Source organism: Pedobacter glucosidilyticus (assembly GCF_002483235.1).
GTDB lineage: Bacteria > Bacteroidota > Bacteroidia > Sphingobacteriales > Sphingobacteriaceae > Pseudopedobacter > Pseudopedobacter glucosidilyticum_B.
This window is the reverse complement of sequence record NZ_DLHN01000039.1, coordinates 1-13,829: the sequence shown is the minus strand read 5'-3', so window position 1 is coordinate 13,829 and position 13,829 is coordinate 1. Positions and strand designations below refer to the sequence as shown.

Here is a 13,829-nt window from a genome sequence, read left to right as displayed (position 1 = left end):
AGATGCATATTTTCTATACTCCTGATATTGAAAGTACTCAATATACTTTAAGTGAGGAAGAGAGTAAACATTGCTCAAGAGTTTTGCGCTTACAGAAAAAAGACCATGTTCATTTGGTTGATGGAAAAGGTGGTTTTTATTTAGCCGAAATTTTAGATGATCATCCTAAAAGAACTCAACTTCAAATTTTAGAAACACTGCTAGAATATCAAAAAAGAAATCATTACCTACATATTGCCATAGCGCCTACCAAAAATATGGATAGGTTGGAGTGGTTTTTAGAGAAAGCAACAGAAATAGGTATTGATGAAATTACGCCTATTATTTGCGAGCGCTCTGAAAGGAAAGAGGTAAAAACAGAAAGATTGGAGAAAGTTGTTGTAGCAGCTATGAAACAATCTTTAAAGGCTTATATCCCAAAAATTAATGAGCCTATTACCATCCAAAGATTTATAGTTAAAGCTGATGCTAGTTTTAAATACATAGCGCATTGCTTACCTCAAGATAAACAAGAAATAAAAGATTCTTTTAAAGAATATCAATCTTATACCATCCTCATAGGCCCCGAGGGCGATTTCTCTGAAATAGAAATAAATAATGCTTTGCAAAGTGGATTTCTTCCCATAACTTTAGGAAACAGCAGGCTTAGAACAGAAACCGCTGCATTACAGGCATGCTTCGAAATCAATTATTTAAACAGGTAGGGGTAAAAGTAGAAAGTCTAAAGTCTAAAGTAGAAAGTAGAAAGTACAAAGTAGGAAGTACAGCGTATAAAGTACAAAGTATAAAGTACAGCATACTCTTAGTTTTTTTTGTGGTTTTGCTCTCGGCTTTTAAATTGGATGATGCTTCTTTCAAGATAGCTAAAGTAAAATATAACGGTGGCGGAGATTGGTATGCTAACCGTACAGCCCTACCCAATTTAATAGCTTATTTTAATAGTATGTTTTCTGCTAAGATTGCACCACAAGATGCTGTGGTAGAAGTTGGCAGTCAGGAGCTTTTCAACTATCCTTTTGTTTACCTTACCGGGCATGGCAATATCTCTTTTACTGATGCTGAGGCTAAAAATTTACGAAACTATTTAATAGCTGGTGGCTTCTTACATCTGGATGATAACTATGGTTTAGATAAATACATCAGGGTGCAAATGAAAAAGGTTTTTCCAGAATTAACTTTTCAGGAGTTGCCACCATCACATCCTATTTATCATCAGAAATTTAAATTTCCGCAAGGTTTACCTAAAATTCATGAGCATGATAACAAAAGACCCCAAGGCTTAGCTTTGATTTATAAAGGTCGTATCGTTTGTTTTTATTCTTATGAGAGCGATTTAGGTAATGGATGGGAAGATTTCGGGACTTACCCAGAAGATACCAAAGAGCGTAGAGAACAAGCTTTAAAAATGGGGGTAAATTTGTTGCAATACGTCTTAACCAATTGATATGTATACTTTAAAATCGGAAAATCAACATTATAAAATTGAAGAACGTGAAGGTAAGCTTTACCTAAACGATGGCTTGATAGATCTAGATATTAGTGATTTAAGCAACCAGCATTTTCATATTATTGAAAAGAATAAATCTTATGAAGCCGAGCTGCTTGAGCTTAATAAAGATGAGAAGTATGTATTGATTAAAGTAAATACTCATGTTTACAGGTTTGATGTAAGCGACCAGTATGATATTTTGCTTAAAGAAATGGGCTTAGATAAGCTTAATCAGCACACTGTTAAAGAATTAAAAGCACCAATGCCTGGTTTAGTACTTCAATTAATAGTAAAAGTTGGTGATGAAATTAAAAAAGGCGATAATATGTTGGTTTTAGAAGCTATGAAGATGGAAAATATCTTAAAAGCTCCGGCTGATGCTACTGTAAAAGCTATTACCATAAAAGCAGGTGATAAGGTAGAGAAAAACCAAATACTTATTCAGTTTGCTTAAGCTTTACTGTTGTTGCATCTGCTGCATTTCTAAAAATCTTCGGTAAGAATTGCCATCAAACTGTATGTTGTTGATGCTATTTTCCTGAGATTCATCTTCTTTTACAATAGGGTCATTCTCATAAGAAACAATAACCTTTACTTCTAAAGTATGGTGAGAGGTACCTTTATAAGTGCCTTTTACAGGGCTAACATCAATAAAATTTCTTCCTGTGGCTAATCTTACATGGTTTTCTTCTACTATACAATTATTGGTAGGGTCTAAACCTAGCCAACCGTAATCAGGAATATAAGCTTCTACCCAAGCATGGGTAGCACCCTCGCCACGCATACCGTTTCTGTTAGGGCAAATATAACCACTAACATAACGGGCTGGAATGTTTACATAACGTAACATCACCAAAAGGATATGAGCAAAATCTTGACAAACACCTGATTTTAATTTCCAAATCTCATCTACAGTTGTTTCTACAGATGTAATGCCTTTGATATACTTAAAGTTCTCGAAAACGTAAGTACAGTACTTTTTAGCCACTTCTACCGGAGCGTAAGCAAACTGTTCATCGGGTTTGATAATGGCTTTTAATTCTTCTTCGGCTTCAAAATGCTCTTGTTTTAAGAAGTTGATATAAGGGATTTGATATTTAAGTTCTTGAAGCATTTGCCATTGCTCTGCAATAAAAATATTAGCTTCTGGTGCAGCTTTCTTTTTTACCAATACAATGGTAGACGACTCGATAACCAGCTCATTATGCATTTCTACATTGGTAAAGGTGCCAACTGTATTTTCATAATAATCTGTAAAGGTTTCTACCTTAGGGTCGTTACTGATAGTGATTTGATGTTGTATAACCTCTTGATCATCATCTTTAATAGGATAAAGCATAATCTGGTTGGCACTATCATGCACCGGATGATCGTATTTGTATGTTGTAATATGCTTTATCGTAAATTTAGACATGCTATTAGAAATGTGGAACTAAAAATGAATCAATTTTTAAATATTCTATAATTAATTTATCAACAGGAATTAGTTGAAAGCAAAATAGTAATGACTTAAAGCATCTCCTATAGCAAAAAGCTCTCCCTTTATTTTTTTTAAATATTCTTTTAATCCTATCTGTTCCAAGTCTTTTAAATCAGAATATTCTAAACTGCAACCCAGCTTACCAATCATATAACTCATGGTTTTATAACTCTCTTTATTTTTATCACCTTTAATGGTTTCAAAAGATTGTTTTAGCCTTTTTGTGGTGTAGATAATAGAACGTGGGAAGTTCTCGTTCCAAACAATTTGATGAATGATATTTCTTGATTCTAAGGAAGAGCGATAACTTTTGAGGAAGATTTCATATCCTGATATGGATAATAAAAGATATTTCCAGTAAGTAGGGTCTGTAGCTTCGTCTAAAGAATATTCAAGTTCTCTAAATTTAACATCCAAAATATCAACAGATTGTATGGCTCTTTCTAAAAATTTACCCATATTCATGAAATAATAACCTTCTCCACGTGGCATGGTAATTTCTGTACTGCCATAATAGTACATACCTTGCTTTATAAGGTTGTCTAGAACAGAGATAGGGTCATCAAAGCATAAGGCGGCAGCTAATTTATCCTCACGCATCATGTGGTAATAATCATTTAAACATTGCCATAATTCTTTGGTTACATTATCTTGTACAGAGCGGGCATTCTCTCTGGCTTTACTTACAATATTGATAACAGAATTATGGTTGTTTTTGTCTGTAACCATATATTTTAAAACGTCTCTTCCATTATATTTTAAAGTTTCTATGGTGTCATCATCCAGATTACTAAATATTTTTAATACAGGTCTCCAGCTAAAATCAGAACTACCATCTTGCGAGTAGGCGTAATTTATTCTTAACATTCTCAGGATACCATCAGAACGTTCCATGTACCTAGACATCCAATACAAAGAATCGGCAACTCTACTTAACATATTTATTTAGCTTTTATTGATTTAAACATTTAACACCCAAGTGTCTTTACTACCACCACCCTGTGAAGAGTTTACAACTAAAGACCCTTCTTTTAAGGCTACCCGTGTTAAACCGCCAGGTACTATATCTATTCCTGCTGGTCCGCATAAAGCAAAAGGCCTTAAATCAACCCGTCTTGGTTGTAATTTCTCGTTGATATAACATGGTACTGATGATAAGCTAACAATAGGCTGCGCTATAAACTGTCTTGGGTTTTGTAAAACCACTTTTTTATAAGCTTCCAATTCCTGAGCAGTGGCAGCATTACCTATAATCATCCCATAACCACCAGACTCATTAGTTTTCTTAATCACCATATTCTCTATATTTTTGAAAACGTGGTCTCTTTCCTCAGCATCAGCTAAATGATAAGTTGGTACGTTTTTAAGAATAGGTTCTTCGTTTAGGTAATACCTAATCATGTCTGGTACATGTATGTAGGTGGCTTTATCATCTGCAACGCCATTTCCTGGAGCATTTACTATAGCAACATGACCTTTACGGTAGGCAGACATAAGGCCAGCTACACCTAACAAACTTCCCGGATTAAAAACCAGAGGGTCTAGAAACTCATCATCAACCCTACGGTAAATAACATCAACCCGTTGTAAACCCGAGGTTGTTTTCATGAAAACCCGGTGATTATCTACCACTAAATCTTTTCCTTCTACTAGCTCTATACCCATTAATCGGGCTAGGGTAGAGTGTTCAAAATAGGCCGAGTTGTAGATGCCCGGTGTAAGCATCACGATGTTAGGATTGGAATTATGCCTTGGCGATAAGGCAGCCAGATTTTTATAGAGTAACTGCGGGTAATGCGTAACAGACCGTACAAGGTTTTGAGGAATAATATCAGGAAATATCCTTTTGGTGATTTCTCTGTTTTCTAACATGTAAGAAACACCAGATGGGGTACGTAAATTATCTTCTAAGACATAGAAAGTTCCGTCAGCATCGCGTACAATATCTATACCAGCAATATGCACAAAAAGCTCATGAGGGACTTGTAAATTATGCATTTCTCTGAGGTAATGCGGACAAGAATAAATCATATCCATAGGAATGATTTTATCCTTTAAGATGAACTGATTAGAATAAACATCATTCAAAAATAAGTTTAAAGCTTTTAGCCTCTGTTTGATGCCCTTTTCTATATAGGCCCACTCGGCAGCATCTATAATACGCGGAATAACATCAAAGGGGAAAATTTGTTCTACGCCTTCACCACTAGCATAGACAGTAAAAGTGATGCCTTGGCTCATGAATAAGCGCCTTGCCATTTCTTCTTTACGGGTAAGCTCGGCAACAGGCATATCCTGTAAAAAGTTATACAATTTTTTATATGGCGTTCTTACCTCATGTTTGTTATACATTTCGTCCCAAATCTTCTCTATATAAGGGTAGTTTTTAAAAACAGATGCTGAAACCATAAAATTCAATTATATTTTCTTTAATTTTTTTAGTTTATAACTATGAATGTTATAAAAATTAAGTAATTATATGTAAAATATATTATTAAAAATAGTGTAAGTATAAAATATTTTGATTTTTGTCAATAATTATATTATAAAAATGATTTTAAACAAAAAAACCTGCTAAATTTTAGCAGGTTTTCACTTAAATTAAGTTAGATTACTTGTTCTCAGCAATAAATGCTTTGTTTAGAGAGATATATTCATCATTTTTTATCTCTTCTGCAATTTTAACACCTTCTTCAGCAGTTAAAAGTGCTGCTTTTTTATCTCCTAGCTTCAATTGAATTTTAGCTTTCCATAATTTCACCCATGGTGCTTTACCCATAGTTTTTTCGGCCTCGTTAACCCAAGCCAAAGCTTGTTTTAAATCTTTATTGTAAGTGTAATAATAGATGGCAGCTGGGAAATAAGGTTTTTTATCGCCTTTCATTGCTGCTTCTATGTTAGCCATAGCTTTGGTGTCAAAATCTGTTGTAAAAGGAACGCTAACTAAAGTGTTGTCCCACGCTAATTGCAAATCCATGCTGCCAGCTTGTACATTGGCAAATTGTATGGTAAAGCTTTCTACTTTTTGTGCTGCTTTAGCAGGTTTAACCTTTACTCTTAAAAAGTCATCAGCTTCTTTATAGGCGTAAGAACCCCATTGTTCTGTGGTTTTGCTTAAAATAATGGTCCACTCTGCTTCGCCAGGGATAGTAAATAATGCATAACTGCCTGCAGGCACTGTTTTGCCAGCTAGTTTTACTTCATCAGAGAAAGTTAGTACAGTAGCAGAGTTTGCGCCTGTACGCCATACTTTACCGTAAGGAACCAAAGCTCCAAAAACTTTACGCTCTTTAACATTTGGTCTGGCATAGCTTAACTTAACTTTACCTAGTCCAAATTCTTGTTCAACAGTTTGTGTTGTACTTGGCTGAGGTAAAAAACCACTTTGTGCGCTTGCCGAAAAAGACAAGTATAATAGCCCAAGGGCTAGGGTAATTCTTTTCATCATGTTTTCTGTGTTTTAAAATTTATGTGAAATTAAACATCTCTTATGTTATGGCTGTTTTGTTATTGTCAAATTACATGTCAGCATCTTCTGCTTGTATTTGTTCAAAAACACCATCGGTTTGTTTAAAATTACTTCTAACAAAGTGGCACCATTCACATTCTTTCTTGCCGCAGCCTGTATCAAACTGGTAGGATGTTATTTTTGAATAAACACTGGTAATTTGGTTTTTTACAATTTCTACATCCTCTGGTAATATCATCACTTTTTCTTTATGATACTCGCCATCGCTTATAGGTTCAATAAAATCAAACTCGGTACTTACCACTTGCCAATCTTTGGTTCTATCGTTATCAATTAAAATACGGTAAAAAACAGCTTGTCTCCAATAATCGCCACCGTGTGGTTCTTCTTCTGATGGTTTATTAAATTTAGGTTTTGCGTTTTTAAACTTCCCGGTTTTATAATCCACAACGTTTACCATTTTACCGTTAAACTCTATCTTATCCAGATTACCGGTAATAGGTACACCTTCAATTTCTACATTTCTGATTTTACGCTCAGTAACTACAACTTTATTCCATTTACTGATGTTTTGCTCATAATAATCAGGTAATATTTTGAAGCCATATTCCATCCTTAATTTAAAATCTTCTCTGGTGAAAGAGTCTTTATTGCGGTTCATCCACCAAGAGAAATCATTCATGAAATCATCTGTGGCTGAGAAGGTTTCATTATTTTCATGCATCTTAATAAATGCTCTGTTTAATGCATGGTGCACCGCTTGTCCGAAAGTTGCAGCTGGGCTTTTGCCTGATGGCACTCTAATCAAATTCTGGAAATAGAATTTTAGTGGACAAGCCAGGTAATTGTTTAAGTGCGTTACTGATAGGGTATAATTTTGCAACAATAAATCGATGTAATTTTTATCAATGAGCGTTACTTTAGGTTTTTCTGCTTCGTTAAACTGGGTAGCATAAAAATCTATCATTTCTGCTTCTGAAACTTCCTGTTTCTGCTCTTGGTAATGCCCTGTACTGATAATCTCGCTGATAAATTGCGATGCTTCTTGCTCTTTACCGCTGCTGTTGAGTTTTGGATAAGTCACAAACAAAGAGTGTTTAGCTCTGGTTAGTGCCACATAAAATAACCTTCTAGATTCCTCTGTGTTTTCTTGTTCAGCATCGCTAGATGATGCCCCTTCTTTAAATAAGGTATCAGGGTAAGAGAAACCAAAATTACGACCTTTGCTATCCCATATTTTTTTGCTGCATCCTAATAAGAAAACGTAATCAAACTCTAAACCTTTAGAGCCGTGGGCGGTCATGAAGTTTACCCCTTCGGCAGAGAATATATGTTGGTTAAAGGCTATACTGATATTGTTTTTCTTCATCAAATCAATCAGCTCTATAAACTCGGCAACTTTTAACTCAGGGTTTTTACGGTTCTCATCTTTTAGGAAATTAAAGAAATTGGTTAAAATTTGCATGTACCAGCCTTTGTCTGGCTGTTTCATGATATAGGTTAAAATACCCATTTTGGTGATGATAGCCTGAAAAAGCTGCTGCAAAGTAAGGCTAGCAGCTGCTTTAAGCAGATATTCTATATCCTCTATCAAGCGTTTCATTTCTGGGCGGTCTACGGCATCAAACAAACCGGGTTGTTTAGGCTCTCTAAGCTCTGTAATGTATCTGCGTAGCGATGTTTTATCAACCTTTTCGTTGAAATTAGCTTTGTAAACGGCAATGCTGGCTTTGGCAATATCTATAGGTTGGATATTAAAAAAATCATAATGTAAGATTTCAAAAAGCTTTTCATCTCCACTGTAAGGCGAGTCTAGCTCCATTGATAAATACCTAAGAATAGTAATGATTTTCTCTGTAAAAGGTAAAGTAAGGATATCAATTTTTCTTTTGGTATTGATACCTATTTTCTTTTTATCCAGATATTCTACCATAGCTTCTGCCTGGCTATGATTACGATAAATAACCGCAATATGAGAAGCTTTTATCCCTTTTTTGATGAGTGCTTCTATTTGATGTGCTATCCAAACGCTTTCCTGCTCGGGGTTTTCAAAACTTAAAATCTGCGGACGAATTTGTAATCCTGTAATATCCGGATGTGATGATTTTAGCTCTTTATTAAGGTTAAGTTCTCGTGTTAAACGGATGAAATTATTCTCGATTAAGCTTCTAGACATATCTAGAATGTGCTGTGTAGACCTGTAATTGTTCAGTAAAACTACCGTTTTAAGGCTGCTTACATAATCGCCAGCAAAATCTAAGATGTTCTTAAGGTTTGCCCCTTGAAATCTAAAGATGGATTGGTCATCATCGCCTACCACAAAAACGTTAGGCACTTCCCAATAGCTAATCAGTTGTTTTAATAACTGGTTTTGCGAGCCGCTGGTATCCTGATATTCATCAACCAAAATATATTGATAACGCTCTTGATACAGTAAAAGCAAATCTGGATTTTCTTGAAAAGCCTTTATCACCCACAAAATCATGTCATCATAATCATAGCGACTTTTTTTATCCATTTTTTGAAGATAAACTGGGTAAAGCATCACAGCAGCTTTTAGTTTATCCATTTTCTCAACGGCATCGTCATATTTTTTTTGCTTTAAATCGCCAACTTTTATACCTGCTTTTGCATTGGCTTTTTTATAGATAAATTCATCACGGGTTTTAATATCTTCTAGATAATTTTCTATGGCTGCGGTTACAATTTCTACCGACCAGTTTTCGCGTTTCATGGTAGAAAACAGGTCTTTCAGTCTGGGTGCATCATAGTAAATATCGCCTGTAAACCTTTTCAAGATGTGGTTTGCAGGTAATTCATCAATGATTTCTCTGAAAAGTAAAGCCGATTCTAGGTCTGATAAAGGTTCTAAATTAAGCTTACCAAAATAATCGAGGTTTTCTTGTATAATCTCATTACAAAAAGCATGGAAAGTAAATATGTTTACCCGGTAAGCATCAGGGCCAATAAATTTAAACAAACGCTGACGCATATTTACCGCACCAGCATCGGTATAGGTTAGGCATAAAATTTCATTAGCTTGTGCATCGGTATCTAATAAAATTTTACCTATACGGGCAGCTAAAATTTGCGTTTTACCAGTCCCGGGGCCTGCAATTACCAAAACAGGGCCTTCTAATTGCTCTACAGCTTGCAGTTGTTTTTCATTAAGTTGCGCTATTGCTTTAGAAAAATCTTCGCTTAATTTTTTTTGTGGATGCATGTTTTAAAGGTACAAAATGGAAACTTTAACATTTAATTGTTTAGTAAAATAGTTTATGTAAATAACTGTTATTGTATATATTTGTGACTTAATAAAATAAACTATATGAAAAAATTTTTATTGGCAATTCTAGTAATGGCCACAATCACTGCCTCTGCACAAACAAAATTTGGGTTAAAAGGGGGCGTTAATCTTGCAAATGTTAATATTTCATCGCAAGGAATCAACCTATCTCCAGATGCTTTAACTTCTTTTCATCTGACAGGATTTACAGAGTTTGCATTAGGTGAAAAATTTGCAATTCAACCAGGTTTATCGTTTCAAGGTAAAGGATTCAAGTTTAAATTAGAAGATGAAGATTCTGGAATGAGTGTTGAAGCTCAGGCTAATCTATCTTATTTGGAAATTCCAGTAAATGCTGTTTTAAACTTGCCTGTAGGAGAAGGTAGTTTATTTCTAGGAGCTGGTCCTTATGCAGCTTTTGGTTTATTTGGTAAACAGGAAGGCTCTGTATTTGGAGAAGATGTAGTTGGAGAAGACGATAAAGTAAGTTTTGGTAGTGGAGAAGAAGATGATTTTTCCGCAACAGACTTTGGTTTGAATTTGATGGCTGGCTACAGATTAAAAAGTGGTTTATTATTTAATGTAGGTTACGGTATAGGTTTGTCTAATATGATACCAGAAAGTCAAAGAGAAGGCGATTCAAAAGCTAATAATAAAGTACTTTCTTTTTCTGTAGGCTTTGCCTTCTAGAGATTAATGTTTAAGAAGCCCTAATTAGGGCTTCTTAATTACTTCTATTCAAATTTCGGCAACAAAAGCATCAAACTTTCTAAGCTATCTGCTTCTTCCTTTTTCTTATCGGTGCGCCATCGTAAAATTCTTGGGAAACGTAAAGCTACACCAGATTTATGTCGGCTAGATTTATTAATACCCTCAAAACCTATTTCAAAAACAAGTTCTGGTTTAACGGTTCTCACTGGGCCAAATTTTTCTAAAGTATTTCTTTTGATGAAATAATCAACCTGACTAATTTCTTTATCGGTTAAACCGGAATAAGCTTTGGCAAATGGCACCAGTTTATCGCCATCCCAAACGGCAAAAGTATAATCTGTATATAAATCGGCCCTGCGACCATGTCCTTTTTGGGCATAAATTAAAACAGCATCAATAGCTAAAGGGTCTATTTTCCATTTCCACCAATCGCCACGTTTTCTACCTACTTGGTAGCTGGCCGTTTTTCTTTTAAGCATTAAACCTTCGGCTAGTTTTGCCCTAGATTGTTCTCTTAAAACAGCTAGTTCATCCCAACTATGAGCGTGTACCAGCTCAGAAATTCTAAAAATTTCTGGATAAGGGTTATCCTGTTGTAGATTTTCAAGAAGTACTCTTCTTTCGCTTTGGCTTTTATTTCTGATGTCTATACCATCGAGTTCTAAAATATCATAAGCAATAAAAGCAACGGGGTTTTCTTGTAGTAATTTTTTAGATAAAGTTTTACGCCCAATGCGGGTTTGCAAAATATTAAAAGGTAAAGGTTGATTGTTTTTAAAGGCCAAAATCTCGCCATCTAACACAGTTCCGTTGGGTAAATTTTGGATAAAACGATGCAGTTCTGGAAATTTATCGGTAGCTAAATCCTCGCCTCTACTCCAAATAAATATTTCACCATTGCGATGGATGATTTGCGCCCTGATACCATCCCATTTCCATTCTGCTTGCCAATGGGCTACTGGCCCTAAAGCATTTTCTATTTTTAAAGCTGTTTTTTGTAAGTCTGAAGTTTCTTGTATGGGATAAGCCAGAAAAAAGGGATAGGGTCTAGAATTATCGGTAGAGGCATCCTCGGCAGCTATGAGCTGCTGGAAAGTAAAATCATCCGGATTCCAATTCCCCATAATACGATGTGTAAGGGTTGCGGTGTCTAATTGGGCAATATCGGCCAAAGCCTTAACCACCAAATTTTGAGACACACCAACTCTAAAACCACCCGTAAGAATTTTAATGAACACAAATTTCTCTTGCTGGTCCATAGTGTCCCAAGCGGCTAAAAGCCAGCTTTTCTTTTCTGCCTCGCTTTTATCCTTAAGTCCTTTTATTTCTGCTATCCATTGGCTTAACGTTTTATCTTGCTGATTGCTGGGTAGCGGTAATAACAGCGAAATGGTTTCTGCCAAATCGCCCACTACATCATAACTTTCTCTAAACAGCCAATCGGGGATTTTACTTTGCGCTAAAGCCCAATCTTTTAGTTGGGTGCTATTAATTTGGCGTTTAGGTTTTCTGCCAGTGAATAAGGCCAACATATTTATTTTATCTTCATCAGAAACCTGCAAAAGGTATTCTTTCAAGATTTTGATGCGCTCATTGGTTTTGTTGGTTTCATCTAAAGCTAGAAACAAGTTGGCAAAATTTCTCATGTTTCACCTCCTTTTTCTTCTTCTAAGTTTTCATCGCCATATAAAGTATTGGCCTCATGCGCATCGTAACCAATTTCTCTTAAATACCTGCTAAAACTTGCTGTATAACCGTGGGTAAGGTAAACGCTTTCGCAGGATGTAGCTTCTATAGCTTGGATAAGTCCATGCCAGTCTGCATGGTCTGATAATACGAAGCCTCTATCTGCCGCCCTTCTTCTTTTTGCACCTCTTATGGCCATCCAGCCAGAGCAATAGCCAAAAGAATAAGGGTTTAATTTTTTCATCCAGGGGGTACCAACGGCAGAAGGCGGACATAAAACCAAGTTGCCTTTAATTTCTTCTTTAGTAGTGCTGGCTGTTATTTTATGGGTTTCTTTTAGCAAGATGCCGTTTTTTATTAAAGCATCGTGTGTGTTTTGGATAACACCATGGGTATAAACTTTACCAATATCTAGGTTTAGATTTTGCAGGATGCGTTGCGCTTTACCCAAAGAATAGCCTACTAAAACAGATGTTTTTCCTTGTTGATGATTTTGATACCACCAATCATTTATACCCTTAAAAATCTCTTGTTGAGGTTTCCAAGTGTAAACGGGCATCCCAAAAGTACACTCTGATATAAAGGAATGGCATTTTACAGGTTCAAATGGAGTAGAAATGCCATCATCTTCAAGTTTATAATCTCCAGAAACTACCCAAACCTCGCCTTGATATTCTACCCTTACTTGTGCCGAGCCAATGATATGTCCTGCCGGGTAAAGTGATATTTTTACCCCATTTCTGATGATGGTTTGGTTATAATCTAAGGTTTCCAAGGAAATATCGCCCAAGCGATATTTTAAAATCTCTTTGGATAAATGATGAGCTAAGTAATGATGGTTTCCCCAGCGGGCATGGTCACTATGGGCATGCGTTATAACTGCATAGTTAACCGGTTTCCAAGGGTCTATATAAAAATCACCTTGCTGGCAATAAATACCAAATTGGTTAAACTCTAAAAGCGGCTTTTTACTCATGTATTTTGTATAACATTAAAATTTGGTTTTGGTTGTTGCTGATGCTTAATTATTTTGGTAGCTTGTTAAATAAAACCTTCTTAATTGCTATAATTGCCTCTCTTTAATGTTGAGCTATAAAATTTTCTTAAAGAGAATTTTATGATATAGAACATAAAACGAACCAAAGTTTAATTTTCGATTTAGAAAATATAATTATATTAGTCATTACATAAAAATTTAAGGTTAGTCATTGAAAAAAAAGTTATTGTTATTTATTTTCTTATTATTTGGCTATCCATCTTTTTCCCAAACTGATAGTCTTATAAAGCAATTGGCTTTGGCAAAGAACAATTCGCAAAAAATAAATATACTTACAGATTTGGGTATGATTTATACTCATGACGGAAAGTTTGAAAAAGCTATCGAGAGTTTTAAAAAAGCTGTTGTTTTAGTGAAAAAGCAAGGCACTCCTGCTGTGGAAGCATCGTTATATAATGAGATAGGTAATGCAGAAGCAGATATGGGTAATAATTCGCCAGCATTTAATGCCTATCAAAAAGCTCTTAAAATTATCCCAGATACTGCTTTGTCTTTAAAAGCCAAGATTTATAAAAATATAGGTGCCGTCTTTTTGAGTTGGAAAAATTTGAATCGGGCACTTTACTACTATCAAAGAAGTTTAAGTTTTGCAAAATTAGCTCATGACCATAAAACAGTTGCCGATTGCTACAATAACATGGGTACTGTTTA

General features: G+C 35.3%; 12 protein-coding genes. 5 read left to right on the top strand and 7 right to left on the bottom strand.

Going from position 1 to position 13,829, the window contains the following annotated elements; genetic code table 11:
• The first annotated feature begins 2 nt into the window (after positions 1-2).
• The 3 genes from B2745_RS16335 to B2745_RS16325 are packed head-to-tail and all read left to right on the top strand — an operon-like array spanning position 3 to position 1,943.
• Positions 3-704, top strand: coding sequence for a 16S rRNA (uracil(1498)-N(3))-methyltransferase (locus B2745_RS16335; RefSeq protein WP_304068895.1), 702 nt, complete (start codon positions 3-5; stop codon positions 702-704).
• Positions 674-1,444, top strand: a complete 771-nt coding sequence (locus tag B2745_RS16330) for a DUF4159 domain-containing protein (RefSeq protein ID WP_304068893.1) — start codon at positions 674-676, stop codon at positions 1,442-1,444. The genes B2745_RS16335 and B2745_RS16330 overlap by 31 nt, the downstream gene beginning before the upstream one ends.
• A 1-nt stretch (position 1,445) precedes the next feature.
• Positions 1,446-1,943, top strand: coding sequence for an acetyl-CoA carboxylase biotin carboxyl carrier protein subunit (locus B2745_RS16325; RefSeq protein ID WP_304068891.1), 498 nt, complete (start codon positions 1,446-1,448; stop codon positions 1,941-1,943).
• 3 nt (positions 1,944-1,946) lie between these two features.
• On the opposite strand, the gene B2745_RS16320 is transcribed toward B2745_RS16325, so the two are convergent.
• The 5 genes from B2745_RS16320 to B2745_RS16300 all read right to left on the bottom strand — a co-directional run bounded on the left by B2745_RS16320 (position 1,947) and on the right by B2745_RS16300 (position 9,661).
• Entirely contained in the window at positions 1,947-2,903 is a 957-nt protein-coding gene (locus B2745_RS16320; RefSeq protein WP_026902742.1) for a transglutaminase family protein, read from the bottom strand.
• A gap of 69 nt (positions 2,904-2,972) precedes the next feature.
• On the bottom strand, positions 2,973-3,908 hold the full coding sequence (locus B2745_RS16315) for an alpha-E domain-containing protein (protein WP_304068889.1): 936 nt from the start codon (positions 3,906-3,908) through the stop codon (positions 2,973-2,975).
• A 21-nt stretch (positions 3,909-3,929) separates the two neighbouring features.
• Positions 3,930-5,378 (bottom strand): circularly permuted type 2 ATP-grasp protein, encoded by a 1,449-nt coding sequence (locus B2745_RS16310; RefSeq protein ID WP_304068887.1) that lies wholly within the window; start codon positions 5,376-5,378, stop codon positions 3,930-3,932.
• Between the two features lie 202 nt (positions 5,379-5,580).
• The gene (locus B2745_RS16305) at positions 5,581-6,417 is read right to left on the bottom strand and encodes a DUF2911 domain-containing protein (protein WP_304068885.1); all 837 of its coding nucleotides are present in this window, start codon (positions 6,415-6,417) and stop codon (positions 5,581-5,583) included.
• A 70-nt stretch (positions 6,418-6,487) separates the two neighbouring features.
• Positions 6,488-9,661, bottom strand: coding sequence for an ATP-dependent helicase (locus B2745_RS16300; protein WP_304068883.1), 3,174 nt, complete (start codon positions 9,659-9,661; stop codon positions 6,488-6,490).
• 105 nt (positions 9,662-9,766) lie between these two features.
• Between B2745_RS16300 and B2745_RS16295 the strand changes: the two genes are divergently transcribed.
• Positions 9,767-10,414, top strand: a complete 648-nt coding sequence (locus B2745_RS16295; RefSeq protein ID WP_304068881.1) for a porin family protein — start codon at positions 9,767-9,769, stop codon at positions 10,412-10,414.
• Positions 10,415-10,458: 44 nt separating this feature from the next.
• On the opposite strand, the gene B2745_RS16290 is transcribed toward B2745_RS16295, so the two are convergent.
• Complete coding sequence (locus tag B2745_RS16290; RefSeq protein WP_304068879.1) at positions 10,459-12,081, bottom strand: ATP-dependent DNA ligase; 1,623 nt, start codon at positions 12,079-12,081, stop codon at positions 10,459-10,461.
• A complete protein-coding gene (locus B2745_RS16285) occupies positions 12,078-13,097 on the bottom strand; it encodes a ligase-associated DNA damage response exonuclease (protein ID WP_304068877.1) in 1,020 nt (339 codons plus the stop codon). Before B2745_RS16285 ends, B2745_RS16290 begins: the two co-directional genes overlap by 4 nt.
• Positions 13,098-13,329: 232 nt before the next feature.
• Between B2745_RS16285 and B2745_RS16280 the strand changes: the two genes are divergently transcribed.
• A partial coding sequence (locus tag B2745_RS16280) for a tetratricopeptide repeat protein (RefSeq protein WP_304068876.1) occupies positions 13,330-13,829 on the top strand: 500 nt, incomplete at its 3' end.

Coding starts and splice junctions, on each gene's coding strand:
- B2745_RS16335 (WP_304068895.1), top strand. CDS start 3: ATGCATATTTTCTATACTCCTGATATTGAAAGTACTCAATATACTTTA.
- B2745_RS16330 (WP_304068893.1), top strand. CDS start 674: ATGCTTCGAAATCAATTATTTAAACAGGTAGGGGTAAAAGTAGAAAGT.
- B2745_RS16325 (WP_304068891.1), top strand. CDS start 1,446: ATGTATACTTTAAAATCGGAAAATCAACATTATAAAATTGAAGAACGT.
- B2745_RS16320 (WP_026902742.1), bottom strand. CDS start 2,903: ATGTCTAAATTTACGATAAAGCATATTACAACATACAAATACGATCAT.
- B2745_RS16315 (WP_304068889.1), bottom strand. CDS start 3,908: ATGTTAAGTAGAGTTGCCGATTCTTTGTATTGGATGTCTAGGTACATG.
- B2745_RS16310 (WP_304068887.1), bottom strand. CDS start 5,378: ATGGTTTCAGCATCTGTTTTTAAAAACTACCCTTATATAGAGAAGATT.
- B2745_RS16305 (WP_304068885.1), bottom strand. CDS start 6,417: ATGATGAAAAGAATTACCCTAGCCCTTGGGCTATTATACTTGTCTTTT.
- B2745_RS16300 (WP_304068883.1), bottom strand. CDS start 9,661: ATGCATCCACAAAAAAAATTAAGCGAAGATTTTTCTAAAGCAATAGCG.
- B2745_RS16295 (WP_304068881.1), top strand. CDS start 9,767: ATGAAAAAATTTTTATTGGCAATTCTAGTAATGGCCACAATCACTGCC.
- B2745_RS16290 (WP_304068879.1), bottom strand. CDS start 12,081: ATGAGAAATTTTGCCAACTTGTTTCTAGCTTTAGATGAAACCAACAAA.
- B2745_RS16285 (WP_304068877.1), bottom strand. CDS start 13,097: ATGAGTAAAAAGCCGCTTTTAGAGTTTAACCAATTTGGTATTTATTGC.